This is a genomic window from Rickettsia endosymbiont of Oedothorax gibbosus (genome assembly GCF_936269705.1).
Classification (GTDB): Bacteria; Pseudomonadota; Alphaproteobacteria; order Rickettsiales; family Rickettsiaceae; genus Tisiphia.
In genome coordinates this window covers 1,690,634-1,708,004 of sequence record NZ_OW370493.1, presented here as the reverse complement: position 1 = coordinate 1,708,004, position 17,371 = coordinate 1,690,634, and the positions used below count along the sequence as shown (strand labels likewise).

Genomic DNA, 17,371 nt, shown 5'->3' with positions numbered 1-17,371 from the left:
GAAGCCGTGGGAATGAGAGGTCACTCAAGGATATTTATAAGTAAGGTGGTCCCCTTTGTCTAGACAAAAATTTAGATAAATAGAGATATAATTCACAAAAATTAAATTGTTGTTTTTATACAATATTTTTTTCAAAATATACACATTCTGGAGTTTTATAATCCAAAGCTTGATGCATCCTTTGTCTATTATAAAAGTCCATATATTCGTTAATTGCTGTCTTTGCCTCCTTTACTGTTGTTAAAATAATCCGATAAATTTTTTCCTGTTTTAATGATCGCCAAAAACGTTCAATAAAAATATTATCTAAGGCTCGTCCCTTACCATCCATACTAATCAAGATATTATGTAGCTTTAGCATACTAATAAAATTCTCCGAGGTAAATTGTACTCCTTGATCAGTATTAAATATTTTTGGCATACCATATTTTTCTATAGCGTCTTCAAGGGCTGTTACACAAAATTCACTTTCCAAACTAATGGAGATTCGCCAACTTAGAATATAACGACTATACCAGTCAATAATAGCTACTAAATATACGAACCCTTGGCTCAGTCTTATATACGTTATATCTGCACTCCAAACCTGGTTTGGCAATACTATTTCTAATCCTTTTAGTAAATAAGGATATATTTTATGCGCTTGATTCCTCTTGCTTAAATTTATTTTAGGATAAACAGCTTCAAGACCCATTATCTTGTAGTAACGTCTAACAGCTTTACGACCTACCGAAAAACCTTGAGCTTGTAAATATTTAGCCATCCGCCGCATACCATAATATGGATGCATAGTATAGGTCTCATCAATTATTGCCATAATCTTGATATCTTGTTCACTAATACCAGTAGGTTGATAGTAATAGGTTGACCTGCTAATATCCAATAACTTACACTGTTGTACAATTGTTAACTTATTATGATTAGGCTCTATCATATTACACCTAACCTTTAATTCCAAACAATGCAGATTTTTTTTGAGCCAGTCACACTCAACGCTTAACTGACCAATTTGCTCATATAGATTCTTGATTAACCCCTGCTGATTTGGATCAGCACTCTGTGTTTTATTCTTAAAACCTTGTACTAACAACTCAAGACCTTGTTTTTTCCAGTTACTGATCTGTGTTGCATGAACACCATACTTACTGGTTATCTGGGCTATTGTTAGCTCTCCCTTAATTGCTTCTATGACAATTTTGGCTTTCTCCTCAGCACTATATTGCCTTACTTGTTTTTTCATCTCTAGCTCTCCTTGTTTGCTAAAGAATTCTATCTCATTTTTCTGTCCAAAATATTGGGACCATTATAAAGTTCATTTTTTATTTTCCAATAAATCATATTTAAAATCTCCACAAAGTATTTCAAATTGATTTAAAGCTAAAGACCAATCTTTAATAGGCATGGTCCATTTTTTGGCTGCATTTTGTAGGGATAAAAATATTATTTTTTGAATTGACTTATCATCTGGAAACACCCCCTTATTTTTGATAATTTTTCTAATTTGACGATTTACAGATTCTATAGTGTTAGTAGTATAAATTACCTTTCTGTTCTCTTCAGGAAAGGCAAAAAACGGTATTATCCCAGACCAATTACGTTGCCAAATATCAGAAATTACCGGATATTTTTTATCCCATTTTACACCAAATTGCTGAAGTTTTAAACGTGCCATTTCGTCATTATTAGCTGTATAAATTTGTTTTAGATCTGATGTGACCTCTTTTAAATCTTTATATGACACATACTTTACTGAATTGCGAACCATATGTACAATACATAATTGTACTATAGTACTCGGGAATACACTGCTTATAGCTTCTGGAAAGCCCTTTAAACCCCACACAAGCAACATAAATTTGTTCAATTCCTCGATTCTTTAACTCAGTAACTACTTGCATCCAAAATTTAGCACCTTCATTTTTGCCTATCCAAATGCCAAGTAACTCCTTTTTCCCTTCTATATTTACAGCAAGTGCTAAATATACTGCTTTATTTATTACTATGTGATTGTCTCTAGATTTTACATAGATACAGTCCAAGTATAATATTGGATACACCCTATCTAAACAACGATTTTGCCACCTAGTTACTTCTTCTATTACCCCATCTGTTATGGTGGATATCAAGTCACCAGATACATCAGTTTGATATATTTCTTCTAAATGCCCTCGGATCTCGCTGACTGTCATACCGCGACCATAAAGGGATATCACTTTCTCATCAAATCCATTAAATCTCCTCAGCCCTTTTGGTATTAATTGAGGATTATACTCTCCTTCCCGATCTCTTGGTACTTCTACTGTCAGCTTACGACCATCCCCATCAATTACTGTCTTCTCATAGCTACCATTACGACGATTATTATCTACTTTTGCCATCTTGCTATGTTTTGAATATCCTAATTCATGATCCAACTCACTTGCTAATATTTTCTCAACTATTTGCTTCTTTAGCTGTTGAAATAAACCATCTCGACCAAATAACTCCGATGGATCTGCTTTTGATAATAATTCTTCTACTAGCTGATTACTGATGTTTAATGTATCTTTATCTGTATCTAATTTTTTAGCCATAATTCCTCCTTGCTTGCTTAAGTTACTTTTTTTACAGTAATCTCTTACTGCTTTCTTTGCAACTTACACAAACTATAGGACAGACTCGCCGAATATATGACCGCTTCCTTTGTGGCTCTATTTTTTTATTTTCTTTGTTGACAAATTCACTCGTCCATATATGACACATTCACTCGTCCATATATAACTTATGGATTGCTCCTATATCTTAAATATCTACTAGTTCCTGATAGGTTACTTCCAAAACCTCATAAGATTTTGAACCTTTAGGAGTTGTAACTTCCACTATATCTCCAACCCCTTTACCAATTAGAGCCTTAGCGATTGGCGATACGATCGATACTCTCTTTTTAGTTATATCTGCTTCGTATTCTCCAACAATATGGTACACAACTACTTCCTCTGTTTCGTCATCGATCAACTTAACTGTAGCACCAAATTTTATGCTGTCACCTGAGAGTTTTGATGTGTCAATAATTTCAGCTCTTGCTACTTTATCTTCGAGATCTAAAATTCGACCTTCAATAAAACTTTGTTTGTCCCGTGCTGCATGCCATTCCGCGTTTTCAGATAAATCCCCAAAATCTCTAGCTGTTGCTATAGCCTCAATTACTTTTGGTCTTTCTATATGCTTAAGGTGTTTGATTTCTTTCTCTAAGCTATCGAACCCTTTATGTGTAATAGGAAATTTCGTCATAATAATATGTCTTGTCTAAGTTAAGTTTTCTAGTATATTTGTTGTGTTAAACTTTGTCAAACAGCCCTTTTAGATTATCATGCAAACTAAAATATTTAAATTTGAGATACAACGCAAAACCTTCCATTTATACAGCTTGATTATACCACTATTTTATTTATTTTCATCTAAATTAATTATTACTACACTATTATTTTTACTTACTGCCTGTGTATTATATATAGATATTGCCAGGAACTACAATTTATATATTAAAAAATTTACAGATAGATTTCTTAGAAAGTTTATGAGACCCGAGGAACGGAGCGGTTCATTCAGGCTAAGTGGTAGTAGTTTCATGGCAATTGGATTTTTTTTGACAGCTCTGTTATTTTCAAAAGGTTTAGCGATTTCGTCTTGGTTGATATTAATAATAGCTGATTGTCTTGCGGCATTAGTTGGTACTAAACTAGGTAAGCCTCTAGAAAATGGTAAGTCACTGGAAGGTTCTATTGCTTTTCTAATTTCTGCAATTTTTATTAGCATGTTGGTGTATTTTTTCATCGGTTATCATACTAGTTTTACTGTTATCATAATTAGTTCTGTAGTTACTACTATTGGTGAATTTTATGCAAAAGATTTATTGATCAACGATAATTTATTAATACCTCTTACTTACTGCTTTTCTACGATTATATTCACCTTTATTTTAGGTTTATGAGAATTCCATTAGAATTTTATGAACTTCTTAGAACCCGGATTAATTTATCAGATATTGTTCGGCAAAAAGTAGTTTTAACTAAAAAATCTGGGAATTACTTGGGTCTATGCCCTTTTCATGTTGAAAAATCTCCATCATTTACTGTGAATGACGCCAAGAGGTTCTATTACTGTTTTGGCTGCACTGTTCACGGAGATGTTATAAAATTTGTTGCTAGCCTTAACGGTTTATCTTACAAAGAAGCAGCTATTAAACTTGCCAATGATTATGGCATTGAATTGCCTAAATTAACTGTAGAGCAACAAAAATTGCATGAAGAATCGGATGAACTACTTGATATCTTAGAGATGGCAGAAAGGTTTTTTACCTCACAATTGTCACAAGAAGTATGTAATTATTTACGTGACCGCGGTATTAGTAAAGAGGCAATTAAGGAATTTTCCATTGGTTTTGCTCCTCCGGCTAAGGAATTGCAGAAGTTTTTTGAAAAAAAATCAATATCTTTGAAAAAACTTCAAAAAGCAGGCTTAGTGGGCAAGGGAAATGATGGTACAATGTATGAGATATTTTATAACCGGATAATTTTTCCGATTAGGAATATTTATAACAAGGTAATTGGGTTCGGGGGACGAGTAATTGGTAATGGATTGCCTAAATATTTAAATTCTCCGGAAACCATATTATTTCAGAAAAATGAAACATTATATGGAGAGAATAATGCGATTAGTGTTGCTTATAAGAAAAACCATTCAATCTTGGTTGAGGGGTACTTAGATGTTATTGCCTTGCATCAGGCTGGTTTTAAAGGGGCAGTAGCAAGTCTTGGTACTGCGGTTACAGAGAATCATTTGCAGAAATTATGGCGTGCCGGAGATGAAATAGCACTTTGTTTAGATGGTGATATGGCGGGGATAAAAGCTACTCAGCGAGTAATTAACCTAGTATTGCCGTTGATAAATGGTAATAAGAAAATTTCCTTTGTGATGTTACCTGGCGGCAGTGATCCTAATGATATTATCAATAAAGATGGGGCAGGGGTCTTTGCCAAAATTTTTGATAAAAGGATTAATCTATCCGAAATGATTTGGCGTTCCGAATATGAAGGTAAGAGCTTTGTAACCCCGGAAGATAAAGCTATTTTGGAAAAAAATCTTGAAGATTACTGTAAGCAAATAAAAGATAGGACACTTAGCCATAATTACTATAGATATTTTAAAGAGCAAATATGGCAAAATTTAATTAAACGTCAAAGTAAGGGGGGGGTAAGAAATTCAAATGTAATATTTTCAGCTCCTGATTATTCGGAAATTGAGATGTTAGAACAAGTTTTTTGTATAATGTTAATAAAGTTTCCAGAGATAGTTAACAAGCAAGAAATAAAGGATTTTTTATTAACGTTAAATTTTCAAAACAAAATGCTTGAAGATTTTCGTGATTGGTATTTTGCAGAGATTATTAGCAATGATATGTTAGATCAGGAGAATATTATTGATTTGGCAGAAAAAGCTGGATTTTATGAGACTTTTTCGCTATTGTCAAAATCTAATAATCTATTTCTAGATTTATCATTTAACAAGAATGATATAGATTCTGACTTGCTTTGGCAATGGTTGCATAAGAAACATCACCTAGTACTATTAAAACAAGAATATAGTTCCATTATTCAAAATGGAACGGATGAAGAATTGAAAAAAGCTATGCTATACCGAGAAGAAATTATGAGGGTCTCTAAAGAACTTTATAATCTAAACGAATCTTTTACTAATTGACTTAAGGTTTATAAATTATGACAGAAGTGAAAAATAATATAGATGAAAAAGGCGAAGCAGTTGATAACTTAGTTAAATCAGCCAAAGCAAAAGGTAAGGCAGTTACTTATTATGATATAAATAAAGTTATTCCAATCACTAATAATATATCAGTAAATGATCTAGAAAAGGTAATATCAAAGTTTTCTGAGGCTGGAGTTGATATTATAGAAGGCGATGAAGATGAGATTAAACTTGATATTAATGTAGATGAAGAATTTAAACTATCTAATAATGTTGATAGTGAGCCTGAAGATGACAGTGAAGAAGAAAATATAGGATCAACCGATGATCCAGTAAGATTATATTTACGAGATATGGGCGGAGTAAGACTCTTTTCTCGTGAGGCTGAAATAGAAGTAGCTCAAGATATTGAGGAAGGCAAAGAGATAATGGTTAAATCACTTTGTGAAAATCCAATATCGATGAAATTCTTTATTAAATGGCATGAGGATTTAGCTAATGAAAAAATCTTACTTCGAGATTTGATTGATTTAGAAGCTAATATGGTTCACGAATATTGTGGTAATTCTGAAGAAAATCATAATAACGATCTGGAATCAGACCATGAAGAGCATGAAGAAGCTAGTAATTTATCAATAGCTACTATTGAATTACAGTTATTACCTGCTGTTGTCAAGCGTATGGAAAAAATTGCTAAACTTTCTGAAGAATTGTTAGTTGAAGCAAAAAAACATTATGCACGTTATCCTCAACCTAAGGGGTTGCAAGATAACAAAAAATATGCCAAAAATTTACAGTTAATAATTGTTGAAATTTCTGCTATCCATTTTCACTCTAAAAGAATGGAGGAAATTCTTAATAGAATATATAGTCTGAATAAAGAATTAGTGCATAAAGAAGGAAATTTTCTTAAATTAGCTGAAAAATATGGCGTAACTCGTCAATCTTTCCTAAGTGAATATATGGGGGCAGTAATTGATGAGAATTGGAAAAGGCAAATGCAAAAAAATAAGAATGCTAATTGGAGGAACTTCCTTGCTAAAGAATCTGATGTCACGGATCAAATGATTAGCGAATTAAGAAGCATGGAAGTGATTAGCGGTTTGCCAATTATTGAATTTAAAAAATTAGTGCATACAATACAAAAAGGTGAAAGACAGGTTCTTCGGGCAAAAAAGGCTATGATAGAAGCTAATCTTCGTCTAGTTATCTCGATTGCTAAAAAATATGCAAATCGTGGATTGCAGTTTTTAGATTTAATTCAGGAAGGAAATATTGGGTTAATGAAGGCAGTTGATAAATTTGAGTATCGTCGGGGGTATAAATTTTCTACTTATGCTACTTGGTGGATTAGGCAAGCTATTACTAGAGCTATTGCTGATCAAGCTAGAACCATACGTATTCCTGTGCATATGATTGAGACCATTAACAAAATTATCCGTACTTCTAGGCAGATGCTGAATGAGTTAGGTTATGAACCAACTCCAGCAGAAATTGCCGCTCGCCTTTCTATGCCAGTTGATAAAGTACGTAAAGTGATGAAGATAGCTAAAGAACCAATTAGCTTGGAAAATCCAGTAGGCGATGATGATGGTAGCTATTTGGGAGACTTTATTGAAGATAAAAATGCTATATTACCACTTGATGTGGCAATTCAATCGAACTTACGAGAGGTCACAACTAGAGTATTAGCAACCCTTACTCCTCGCGAAGAAAGAGTTCTAAGAATGAGATTCGGTATAGGGATGAATACTGATCATACATTGGAAGAAGTAGGGCAGCAATTCAACGTTACTAGGGAACGTATTAGACAAATAGAGTCCAAAGCACTACGTAAATTGAAACATCCAACTAGATCTAAAAAACTTAGTAGCTTTCGTGGTGGTTCTAGAAAGCAAAATAATTCTTCTGAATCTGCTTTTGGTGGATAATTTGCATAGGATTTTTGATAATTTGTATTTATTATAATCAAATATAAATTAATTAATTATTATTTGTTTACTTTTTGATTGAGATACCTTAATATTTAAATATAGTCAATTTAGGGGAATTGGGTAGCAGGAACTATGAGGACGCCTATGAGTAATAGGCGAGCATTGAGCGGCGGCGTCACCAATTTCTCATCAATTGACATATATCAATTTTTACAAATAAAGTGTTATATATGGTAAACTTACAGACCAAACTTAACTCATTAATGATTCAAAAAAATATTAATGCTGTAGAAATAGAAAAGAAAACTGGAATAAGTAGAAATACTGTTTATAGCATTTTGTATGGTAGCTCAAAAAATCCTAGTGCTAGTAATTTGCAATTAATTGCCAAAGCCTTAGATGTTAATTTGGAAGCTCTTATTGTTGACAGTGAAATAAACCTTGAGGCGCTAACTGTTGAACAGATGAAAATCTTTAGCAAGGCTACTAGTATAACAATTAATATGTTAATTGAAAAAAATTTAAACTTTTCATTTACTAATCTTACAGCCCTAATAAAAGAAATATATGAATATGCTCTGAAAAAACAGTCTGTTGATAGTACATTTGTAGATTGGATGATTGAGAAATATCACAAACCTTAATTTTATCCGATCAGCATATCTCTTAGTATTTATGGATTTCGTTCAGCAGGAAAGTGATTACACTGTCTTTCTTGAAGAACATCGAGCATATAGAAGGAAGTAGTTGATATGCAAAAATATTTAGACCCAACAAATGATAGTCTATTTAAGAAAATCTTTAGTGATCTGGAGAGGCTAAAAGAATTTCTTAATAGTATTCTTGATTTACCTGAAAAGCATAGAATTAAGGAAATCAACTTTCTTTCATCAGAGCACTTACCTAGAATTTATCGAGGTAAGAGAAGTAAGGTGGTCCCCTTTGTCTAGACAAAAATTTAGATAAATAGAGATATAATTCACAAAAATTAAATTGTTGTTTTTATACAATATTTTTTTCAAAATATACACATTCTGGAGTTTTATAATCCAAAGCTTGATGCATCCTTTGTCTATTATAAAAGTCCATATATTCGTTAATTGCTGTCTTTGCCTCCTTTACTGTTGTTAAAATAATCCGATAAATTTTTTCCTGTTTTAATGATCGCCAAAAACGTTCAATAAAAATATTATCTAAGGCTCGTCCCTTACCATCCATACTAATCAAGATATTATGTAGCTTTAGCATACTAATAAAATTCTCCGAGGTAAATTGTACTCCTTGATCAGTATTAAATATTTTTGGCATACCATATTTTTCTATAGCGTCTTCAAGGGCTGTTACACAAAATTCACTTTCCAAACTAATGGAGATTCGCCAACTTAGAATATAACGACTATACCAGTCAATAATAGCTACTAAATATACGAACCCTTGGCTCAGTCTTATATACGTTATATCTGCACTCCAAACCTGGTTTGGCAATACTATTTCTAATCCTTTTAGTAAATAAGGATATATTTTATGCACTTGATTCCTCTTGCTTAAATTTATTTTAGGATAAACAGCTTCAAGACCCATTATCTTGTAGTAACGTCTAACAGCTTTACGACCTACCGAAAAACCTTGGGCTTGTAAATATTTAGCCATCCGCCGCATACCATAATATGGATGCATAGTATAGGTCTCATCAATTATTGCCATAATCTTGATATCTTGTTCACTAATACCAGTAGGTTGATAGTAATAGGTTGACCTGCTAATATCCAATAACTTACACTGTTGTACAATTGTTAACTTATTATGATTAGGCTCTATCATATTACACCTAACCTTTAATTCCAAACAATGTAGATTTTTTTTTGAGCCAGTCACACTCAACGCTTAACTGACCAATTTGCTCATATAGATTCTTGATTAACCCCTGCTGATTTGGATCAGCACTCTGTGTTTTATTCTTAAAACCTTGTACTAACAACTCAAGACCTTGTTTTTTCCAGTTACTTATCTGTGTTGCATGAACACCATACTTACTGGTTATCTGGGCTATTGTTAGCTCTCCCTTAATTGCTTCTATGGCAATTTTGGCTTTCTCCTCAGCACTATATTGCCTTACTTGTTTTTTCATCTCTAGCTCTCCTTGTTTGCTAAAGAATTCTATCTCATTTTTCTTATTTTTCTGTCCAAAATATTGGAACCATTATACTTTAATTTTACCACAAACTCGGGGTCAGAATCAAGTTTATCTATCTCTGACAATGCCGCCTCTCGGCTGTTAATGGCAGGTAACTCTTTACCAGTTATTAACGAGTCAGATTTAAAGTTTCACCGACTCGTACTAATAAATCTACTAGAGCTGGTGCATAATGCGAATCTTCAATTAATCCAGCCAGTTCTTTACTACCAAACTTAGACAAGGCTGCCTGCATCACTGTCATTTTACTGTCAAAACCTTCACCATAATTGTTTTTTAGCCAATCAATGTGAGAGTGACGTGTTTGCTCGATAACACTTTGTTGCTGTTTTTGTAAATCCTGCGAAAAACCATACAGAGAATTAAGCAGCTTCTCTCCTTGTCTTTTAGATAATCCGCTTTGGTAAAACATGTCCTCATAACGGGTTAAATATTCTTCATCTTCTTTGGTTCGTTTATCAGTATATTTCTTATCTTCAGGCAATCCCAAGCGACAATAGAATTTATGCCATTCATCATCAGAGCTGTCATCTTTTGGCACAGCAATTCGCTGATTTAAACTTTTCTCTGCTTCCAAATAGCTCTGAGCTAAAGATGATACATCCTTGAATTTACCCAGTGACTCAGCTTTACGTATTTCCTCCGGCATATTAGCTAGCCAGTCATTACCAGAGGAAGTATTGTTAGCTTCATAGTTATTAGCAATTACTTCTTTACTCATAGGTTATTCTTCTTTTGACTGTTCTATTTCTTCTTTTAACTTCTCTATTTCTTCAAGGGTTAGTTTTGTATATTTAACTATTCTCTCCATTGGCTCATTATCAATTAACATTTCTTTTGCCATGGCTATAGCTTTTTCTTTAACACCTTCAGCCTTGCCTTCAGCTTTACCTCTAGCTTCAGCATCTTCAATTTTTTGCTGCTCTACCGCTAAATTATCAAGACGAGTTTTGGTTATTTTCTCATAGGTACGCAATTCTTCTTCACTCCAGCTAGCTTGGTCTACAGCCTCAAAGGCTCTCCTAATAATTTCATCCTTACCTATTAAATGCTCTATTTCTGTTAATGTTAATGCACTATCTCCTGCATGCTTAAAAAAATACATCCACTTTTCTTCAATAGTTTTTAGATTTTCTATAGTTTTATTAAATTTCGTCAACTCAAAAAAAACAAAGTAAAAATCTTTTAAATCATTGGCATAGGTCTTTGTATCTAAAAGACGATGTTCTGATTTCCAATGTTTTTTATCGTCAAACATCATAAAATCCGCTATTGCTAAAAATATTACTCCTTTTAATTTGGCGTATACTGCCATTTTCTTGTATTCCTCATCTTCCTCAAGTATTTGCTGAGAATATGCTTTAGCTGCATAATATTGGGCTCTTTTTTCAAATCCTTTATGTTTACTTACTTGCATCTCTACGATTATTTGATTACCGTTTTGATCTTGACATAGCACATCAACAATAGATTGCCTATATGCAGCAATATCTGGGTCTTGGTTAGTTGGTAAAAACGTTACACTAATTATTTTCTCATTTTCTTCAAGGCTGAGAACATCATTTAAAAAATGAACAAGTATATCTTTATTCTTTTCAGTACCAAATATTTGGCGAAAACAAAAATCATTTTTAGGGTCAAGAAATTTTGACAAAAACATATAATATAACCTCCTAATTATTACTAAATATAGCCATTATTTATCTGATTCATTAGTATTTTTAGCACCATCATCTTTCGAAATCTGCGAGCATATATATAGGAACAAAGCCCGGTGTCCTTCAAGAAAGGCAGTGTACTCACTTTTCTGCCGAAGGAAATTGCTACGATATATGCCGCTCATCTGAGCTAAATCCTCTAATATTATTTTACCATCTTCTCCACTAAAAAGCTTGCAATAAATTGATTTTAATTGCTCTTTTTTTAATAAAGGTGATGGGGATGAGGAGTTAATTGATAGTTTCATTTGATCATTGCCCTTGTATCTGTTGTTGCTGTTGTAACTGTTGCATTTGCATCATCTTACGTTGTTGCCTTATTTGTAATACTTCTTCCCGACTTCCGCAGTTTTTATTAAGAGGAAGTCCTACAAGCATTAGTTTGTAAGGGTTGTAGATTTTTAGGCACAACATTATTTGCTTATTTTAGATATATTTCTACAGCATCTGAGCGTTTAAGATTGAAGGTTTTATAAATCTTCCTCGCCTCATTTTTCATGTTGCCTGGTAGCCTATACAAATCTCCTGTTGTTGTATGCCTTAAAATTGAAGATTGTACTCCCATTAATAACTCAACTATATTAGTTACACTGATTTTTTGGGTAAGTGCTACTTTATATTCTATTTGTTTAAGCACAGCAAAACTCATATTAAGGTGGCCCCCTTTGTCTAGACAAAAATTTAGATAAATAGAGATATAATTCACAAAAATTAAATTGTTGTTTTTATACAATATTTTTTTCAAAATATACACATTCTGGAGTTTTATAATCCAAAGCTTGATGCATCCTTTGTCTATTATAAAAGTCCATATATTCGTTAATTGCTGTCTTTGCCTCCTTTACTGTTGTTAAAATAATCCGATAAATTTTTTCCTGTTTTAATGATCGCCAAAAACGTTCAATAAAAATATTATCTAAGGCTCGTCCCTTACCATCCATACTAATCAAGATATTATGTAGCTTTAGCATACTAATAAAATTCTCCGAGGTAAATTGTACTCCTTGATCAGTATTAAATATTTTTGGCATACCATATTTTTCTATAGCGTCTTCAAGGGCTGTTACACAAAATTCACTTTCCAAACTAATGGAGATTCGCCAACTTAGAATATAACGACTATACCAGTCAATAATAGCTACTAAATATACGAACCCTTGGCTCAGTCTTATATACGTTATATCTGCACTCCAAACCTGGTTTGGCAATACTATTTCTAATCCTTTTAGTAAATAAGGATATATTTTATGCGCTTGATTCCTCTTGCTTAAATTTATTTTAGGATAAACAGCTTCAAGACCCATTATCTTGTAGTAACGTCTAACAGCTTTACGACCTACCGAAAAACCTTGAGCTTGTAAATATTTAGCCATCCGCCGCATACCATAATATGGATGCATAGTATAGGTCTCATCAATTATTGCCATAATCTTGATATCTTGTTCACTAATACCAGTAGGTTGATAGTAATAGGTTGACCTGCTAATATCCAATAACTTACACTGTTGTACAATTGTTAACTTATTATGATTAGGCTCTATCATATTACACCTAACCTTTAATTCCAAACAATGCAGATTTTTTTTTGAGCCAGTCACACTCAACGCTTAACTGACCAATTTGCTCATATAGATTCTTGATTAACCCCTGCTGATTTGGATCAGCACTCTGTGTTTTATTCTTAAAACCTTGTACTAACAACTCAAGACCTTGTTTTTTCCAGTTACTGATCTGTGTTGCATGAACACCATACTTACTGGTTATCTGGGCTATTGTTAGCTCTCCCTTAATTGCTTCTATGACAATTTTGGCTTTCTCCTCAGCACTATATTGCCTTACTTGTTTTTTCATCTCTAGCTCTCCTTGTTTGCTAAAGAATTCTATCTCATTTTTCTTATTTTTCTGTCCAAAATATTGGAACCATTATACTTTGAATACTTTATGTCTATTAATTCTTAAATTATGGCAAGCAGGAAGTTTAGTAGAGTCGATATAATATTGACCAGTTTGTTTTCCTGATAGGCTTTTTAGCAGTAACACCATGGGCATGAAGCTCATTGGCATTAACTGAACAAAACGACTATAGCTCACAAGTTTTGGAAATTCCTTTCTATAACTTTGACATAGGCAGCATAAATAAAAATCTTTAAAGGTACGGTAGTGACTCAAGTGAAACATTACTATAATAGTAATAATCTCTGAGAGTCCTATACTGCAAACTACTTTACGCTTACGGTTAGGATTTGGTAATATATATTTATTTTGCTCCGTATCAAAATGCTTGCAAAAATCATCAATTAAGCAGAAAATCTCCGTAAGAGGGATCATAATATATTCTCCAATTTTGTTGTTATTATTCGAGAACTTTATAATCCCTCCCTTCTTACTTTTCAAATATTCTTTCTCCTAACACACTAGTTTGAAAGAAGGTTTTATTTTTACCATAGCTCACCACCAACAGTTTGTTTATGTTATTACATAATGCTTAGCATTTTGTTTGGTGCTTACGTCAAACTCAGGTTATTGTTACTATTCTTTACTCGCAATATTTATCAATTACCAATTTTTATTTAGTTGACATAGTTTCTTCTTTTTTCTCAACTAAACTAATTTGCAACATATTCGCTACCATTGGTGACTACTGCATAAGCAATCCTTGCTAACTTATTTGCTAAACCAACACATATAATATTATATGATTTATTTTCAGCAAATTTCTTCACTGCCCACTGCACTAGTTTATCTTTCGATTCCTTACCACTTTTTGCTCTTATTGCTATTGTCCTTGCGGCTTGAATCAACATAGTTCTGGCATATCTATCTCCCTGTTTGGTAATCCCTCCTAAAACTATCTTATCTCCTGAGCTATGTTGCTTTGGTACCAAACCAAGCGAAGCAGCAAAATCCCTCGGGGTTGGATAACTTTCCATTGGGGCTACACTCAAACAACTAGCATTGATTGCTCCAATGCCAAAAATTGTCTGCAACCTAGTAGCTTTCTCACTTTGCTTATTATTGCTGATAATCAGCTTTTCTAAAGTTTTCTCTTTGTCACATAAATCCTCAATTTCTTTACATTCTAAAAGTAAAATTGACCGTATCCCAGAATTTATATAACCTTTACTATACGCTAACTCTACCTCCAGCCTACATGATTTGCAAAATTTATTTTTACTTAATTTTGTATTATAGCCATATTCACATAAACTTGATATTGTAGAATTAGTTTTTTGCACACGATCTCTGATCGTATTACTTCTAATTTTATGCAAAAATTTTATATCTTGTTCCTCTTTGCTTTTTGGCAGCACAGTTTTTAATTCTGGATCACGAGCCGCTTTGCATATTGCTAACGCATCGTTATAATCATTTTTCTGTTTCGATGTAGCATAAACTTTTACATCTTTTGTTTTCATTAGTTTGACTTGCAAACCAAGCTTAGCAATTTCCTGTGACCAATAATTAGCTCCTCCACATGCTTCCATAGCTACCAATGAACTTTTATCGAGATTGCTTAAATAGGCTATTAACTCATCTCTTGTAACTTTTTGATAACCTATTTTTTTGCCATTTTGATCGACTTGCACCAAGTGCATACTATTTTTTGCTAAATCTATTCCTATTATAGTATTTTTTATGCTATTATTTATCATGGTATGGACCTATTAATTAAATTATTATTTAATTTGGAGCAGCTGAAAACTATTTTTCAGCTGACTCCGTACAAGTAAAGCATATTTCGCTTCACTCGTCCATACCATCATTCCCGCTTCGGTGCGGAATCTATAATACCTCAGGGCATTTTTAGATCCCGCACTGAAGCAGGGATGACAACCATTGTCCTATATTTTATTCAAATCTGCAAAAAAACTTGATTATCGAGTAATACACTAACCCTAGGTTATTTGCCTGGCATTACTAAAAGGGCTTTTCGGTACAGTCACTGATGTTACCTGTAAACCACTTGCTTCTATGTTGTTTTTTAAAGAATTACTATGTACGTTGTAATTCTCCTCTGATACCAATTAAAATAATTAACGCTGCATATTAATCCTTTAATACCCTATGTAAATTTATACTCCCATATTATAATATACCGCGTTAATTATTTTAATTGGTATTATTAGCTCTTTTGGTTTTGTCTATCTTATTGAGTGTTTTGGCAATTGGGGAATATGGTTTATTATGATTCCGACAATGCTCGGTTTTGCCCACGGGTTATCTCATTTTGAAAAATTGGCAAAACCAACTAAAAATTATCAATACAAGAAACTTCATAAGTTAGAGTTAGATGGAGCCGTTAGTAGATAAATTTTGGTAACATAGCTTTGTTAATTGTCGCTCGGCTATTGGTATAGTCAATTCAGGGGAAGTTGGTGACGTCGTCACTTCTAGGAGGCTGCCTACGATAACTAATTAATTATATTTTGAGCTATTTTTTACAGCCAAAAAGAGTAAAATATAGAATTACTTTAGCTTATTGTAGGCAGCCTCCTAGAAGTGACAACGTCACCAACTTCCCCTGAATTGACTATAGAATATAAAGTGGCACTTACCCAAAAAATCAGTGTAACTAATATAGTTGAGTTATTAATGGGAGTACAATCTTCAATTTTAAGGAATACAACAGGAGATTTGTATAGGCTACCAAGCAACATGAAAAATGAGGCGAGGAAGATTTATAAAACCTTCAATCTTAAACGCTTAGATGCTGTAGAAATATATCTAAAATAAGCAAATAATGTTGTGCCTAAAAATCTACAACCCTTACAAACTAAGGCTTATAGGACTTCCTCTTAATAAAAACTGCGGAAGTCGGGGGAACGACAGAATTGATTAGAATTAAACATTCGCTTTATTCTATCAATCAATTAACGTTAATTCGGGATAAGGATTAGTAAAAATAGCAGACATATATACACTACGAAGAGCAATTAATGTATGAATTCACAGAAATGCAATTTATACATATCCAAAATCTTGTATTAGTTATAGCTAAAGCATTTTTACTAATCCTTATCCCGAATTAACGTAATTACTTTAATCGACTTTTCAGGTCTCACTTTTAGCATATATTCTAACATCCCAACATGCTTCTTCTTCATTATTTCATCATCAGACATGCTTTGTAAATCGACCAATTGATAATCTTCTGTCATCACTTTCTTGGCTATAACTACATCGGTAAATAAACTCCATAAATTCCTAGGGGCAGTATAAACTTCTTTACCATTATAAATTACTAAATTATATACTACCTGTTCATGACTATCCTTTTTATAACCACTACTGCAGACATGTGCTCGTATTATTGTGGCATCAAGCATGGTATAGTCAATTCAGGGGAATTTGGCGCTAGGAACGATGGAGCGATGCCTATAAGTAATAGGCGAGCGACGAGTGACGACGTCACCAACTTCCCATCAATTGACTATAGCTTCTAAATCTTTATCAATTTGAAACGTCGATGGACTGAACGCCAACAGCCATAAGAAGATGGTAAAAGACGCCATTGACATCCACTTCTTGCCATAAACCATATACCCTCTACAAACTGTCTTAAAGTTATCTCATCTTCAGTATGTATACCTTTTATTTGTCGCAAAAAATCTAAAATTTGTTCCCATGCGTTCGAATCTATGTAATACTTCATTCCGGTAGTCCTTCTGTCTTGAATAACCGAAGACTACCATTTTCTTACATAAATTTAAATTTTTTGTTCACAGAACCTACTTACGCAGGGGTGACAAGAGAGCAGGTATGACACTAAGGCGAACAAAGAT

14 protein-coding genes and 5 pseudogenes are annotated in these 17,371 nt (G+C 33.1%); 5 read left to right on the top strand and 14 right to left on the bottom strand.

Features of this window, described 5'->3' with window-relative positions:
- Positions 1-115: 115 nt before the first annotated feature.
- The 3 genes and pseudogenes from NBW66_RS09295 to greA form a co-directional block, all read right to left on the bottom strand.
- Positions 116-1,240, bottom strand: coding sequence for an IS3 family transposase (locus tag NBW66_RS09295; protein WP_250310806.1), 1,125 nt, complete (start codon positions 1,238-1,240; stop codon positions 116-118).
- A gap of 72 nt (positions 1,241-1,312) precedes the next feature.
- Positions 1,313-2,573: pseudogene (locus tag NBW66_RS09290) on the bottom strand (IS256 family transposase).
- A gap of 208 nt (positions 2,574-2,781) precedes the next feature.
- A complete protein-coding gene (gene greA / locus NBW66_RS09285) occupies positions 2,782-3,273 on the bottom strand; it encodes a transcription elongation factor GreA (RefSeq protein WP_094649337.1) in 492 nt (163 codons plus the stop codon).
- Positions 3,274-3,349: 76 nt separating this feature from the next.
- Here greA and NBW66_RS09280 point away from each other — a divergent pair, with 76 nt between their 5' ends.
- From NBW66_RS09280 to NBW66_RS09265, 4 genes are all read left to right on the top strand, one after another.
- Positions 3,350-3,970: a diacylglycerol/polyprenol kinase family protein gene (locus NBW66_RS09280; RefSeq protein WP_250310805.1), complete on the top strand. Its 621-nt coding sequence runs from the start codon at positions 3,350-3,352 to the stop codon at positions 3,968-3,970.
- A complete protein-coding gene (gene dnaG / locus NBW66_RS09275) occupies positions 3,967-5,739 on the top strand; it encodes a DNA primase (protein WP_250310804.1) in 1,773 nt (590 codons plus the stop codon). The genes NBW66_RS09280 and dnaG overlap by 4 nt, the downstream gene beginning before the upstream one ends.
- Positions 5,740-5,756: 17 nt before the next feature.
- On the top strand, positions 5,757-7,673 hold the full coding sequence (rpoD, locus tag NBW66_RS09270) for an RNA polymerase sigma factor RpoD (RefSeq protein WP_250310803.1): 1,917 nt from the start codon (positions 5,757-5,759) through the stop codon (positions 7,671-7,673).
- 233 nt (positions 7,674-7,906) lie between these two features.
- The gene (locus NBW66_RS09265; RefSeq protein ID WP_250310802.1) at positions 7,907-8,320 is read left to right on the top strand and encodes a helix-turn-helix domain-containing protein; all 414 of its coding nucleotides are present in this window, start codon (positions 7,907-7,909) and stop codon (positions 8,318-8,320) included.
- 358 nt (positions 8,321-8,678) lie between these two features.
- Here the strand turns inward: NBW66_RS09265 and NBW66_RS09260 are convergent.
- The 9 genes and pseudogenes from NBW66_RS09260 to NBW66_RS09215 form a co-directional block, all read right to left on the bottom strand.
- Positions 8,679-9,804 (bottom strand): IS3 family transposase gene (locus NBW66_RS09260; RefSeq protein ID WP_458693585.1). Its coding sequence is split into 2 segments (ribosomal slippage): positions 8,679-9,530 and positions 9,532-9,804, totalling 1,125 coding nucleotides; the frame shifts between segments, so codons are not numbered across the junction.
- A 175-nt stretch (positions 9,805-9,979) separates the two neighbouring features.
- Positions 9,980-10,591, bottom strand: a complete 612-nt coding sequence (locus tag NBW66_RS09250) for a hypothetical protein (protein ID WP_250310800.1) — start codon at positions 10,589-10,591, stop codon at positions 9,980-9,982.
- 3 nt (positions 10,592-10,594) lie between these two features.
- A complete protein-coding gene (locus NBW66_RS09245; protein ID WP_250310799.1) occupies positions 10,595-11,530 on the bottom strand; it encodes an Rpn family recombination-promoting nuclease/putative transposase in 936 nt (311 codons plus the stop codon).
- A gap of 36 nt (positions 11,531-11,566) precedes the next feature.
- Positions 11,567-11,836 (bottom strand): Bbp19 family protein, encoded by a 270-nt coding sequence (locus NBW66_RS09240; RefSeq protein ID WP_250310798.1) that lies wholly within the window; start codon positions 11,834-11,836, stop codon positions 11,567-11,569.
- Positions 11,837-12,009: 173 nt separating this feature from the next.
- A pseudogene (locus NBW66_RS09235) lies at positions 12,010-12,249 on the bottom strand (IS1634 family transposase); the annotation flags it as partial.
- A 64-nt stretch (positions 12,250-12,313) separates the two neighbouring features.
- The gene (locus NBW66_RS09230; protein WP_250310664.1) at positions 12,314-13,132 is read right to left on the bottom strand and encodes an IS3 family transposase; all 819 of its coding nucleotides are present in this window, start codon (positions 13,130-13,132) and stop codon (positions 12,314-12,316) included.
- A gap of 7 nt (positions 13,133-13,139) precedes the next feature.
- Positions 13,140-13,439: a transposase gene (locus tag NBW66_RS09225; RefSeq protein WP_094649795.1), complete on the bottom strand. Its 300-nt coding sequence runs from the start codon at positions 13,437-13,439 to the stop codon at positions 13,140-13,142.
- A 78-nt stretch (positions 13,440-13,517) separates the two neighbouring features.
- Positions 13,518-13,916 (bottom strand): annotated as a pseudogene (locus tag NBW66_RS09220) (transposase); the annotation flags it as partial.
- A gap of 278 nt (positions 13,917-14,194) precedes the next feature.
- On the bottom strand, positions 14,195-15,241 hold the full coding sequence (locus tag NBW66_RS09215; protein WP_250310795.1) for an IS110 family RNA-guided transposase: 1,047 nt from the start codon (positions 15,239-15,241) through the stop codon (positions 14,195-14,197).
- 880 nt (positions 15,242-16,121) lie between these two features.
- On the opposite strand from NBW66_RS09215, the pseudogene NBW66_RS09210 reads away from it, so the two are divergent.
- A pseudogene (locus NBW66_RS09210) lies at positions 16,122-16,322 on the top strand (IS1634 family transposase); the annotation flags it as partial.
- A 275-nt stretch (positions 16,323-16,597) separates the two neighbouring features.
- Here the strand turns inward: NBW66_RS09210 and NBW66_RS09205 are convergent.
- Together NBW66_RS09205 and NBW66_RS15060 are read right to left on the bottom strand one after the other, a co-directional pair.
- Positions 16,598-16,846, bottom strand: a pseudogene (locus tag NBW66_RS09205) (Rpn family recombination-promoting nuclease/putative transposase); the annotation flags it as partial.
- A gap of 182 nt (positions 16,847-17,028) precedes the next feature.
- Positions 17,029-17,241 carry a transposase gene (locus NBW66_RS15060; RefSeq protein WP_410525790.1) on the bottom strand — a complete coding sequence of 71 codons (213 nt, stop codon included), beginning with the start codon at positions 17,239-17,241 and terminating at the stop codon, positions 17,029-17,031.
- Between the last annotated feature and the right edge of the window lie 130 nt (positions 17,242-17,371).

Bases quoted from the DNA above. Each gene is read 5' to 3' on its own strand.
- NBW66_RS09295 (WP_250310806.1), bottom strand. From the start codon at position 1,240: ATGAAAAAACAAGTAAGGCAATATAGTGCTGAGGAGAAAGCCAAAATT.
- NBW66_RS09280 (WP_250310805.1), top strand. From the start codon at position 3,350: ATGCAAACTAAAATATTTAAATTTGAGATACAACGCAAAACCTTCCAT.
- dnaG (WP_250310804.1), top strand. From the start codon at position 3,967: ATGAGAATTCCATTAGAATTTTATGAACTTCTTAGAACCCGGATTAAT.
- rpoD (WP_250310803.1), top strand. From the start codon at position 5,757: ATGACAGAAGTGAAAAATAATATAGATGAAAAAGGCGAAGCAGTTGAT.
- NBW66_RS09265 (WP_250310802.1), top strand. From the start codon at position 7,907: ATGGTAAACTTACAGACCAAACTTAACTCATTAATGATTCAAAAAAAT.
- NBW66_RS09250 (WP_250310800.1), bottom strand. From the start codon at position 10,591: ATGAGTAAAGAAGTAATTGCTAATAACTATGAAGCTAACAATACTTCC.
- NBW66_RS09245 (WP_250310799.1), bottom strand. From the start codon at position 11,530: ATGTTTTTGTCAAAATTTCTTGACCCTAAAAATGATTTTTGTTTTCGC.
- NBW66_RS09240 (WP_250310798.1), bottom strand. From the start codon at position 11,836: ATGAAACTATCAATTAACTCCTCATCCCCATCACCTTTATTAAAAAAA.
- NBW66_RS09230 (WP_250310664.1), bottom strand. From the start codon at position 13,132: ATGATAGAGCCTAATCATAATAAGTTAACAATTGTACAACAGTGTAAG.
- NBW66_RS09225 (WP_094649795.1), bottom strand. From the start codon at position 13,439: ATGAAAAAACAAGTAAGGCAATATAGTGCTGAGGAGAAAGCCAAAATT.
- NBW66_RS09215 (WP_250310795.1), bottom strand. From the start codon at position 15,241: ATGATAAATAATAGCATAAAAAATACTATAATAGGAATAGATTTAGCA.
- NBW66_RS15060 (WP_410525790.1), bottom strand. From the start codon at position 17,241: ATGAAGTATTACATAGATTCGAACGCATGGGAACAAATTTTAGATTTT.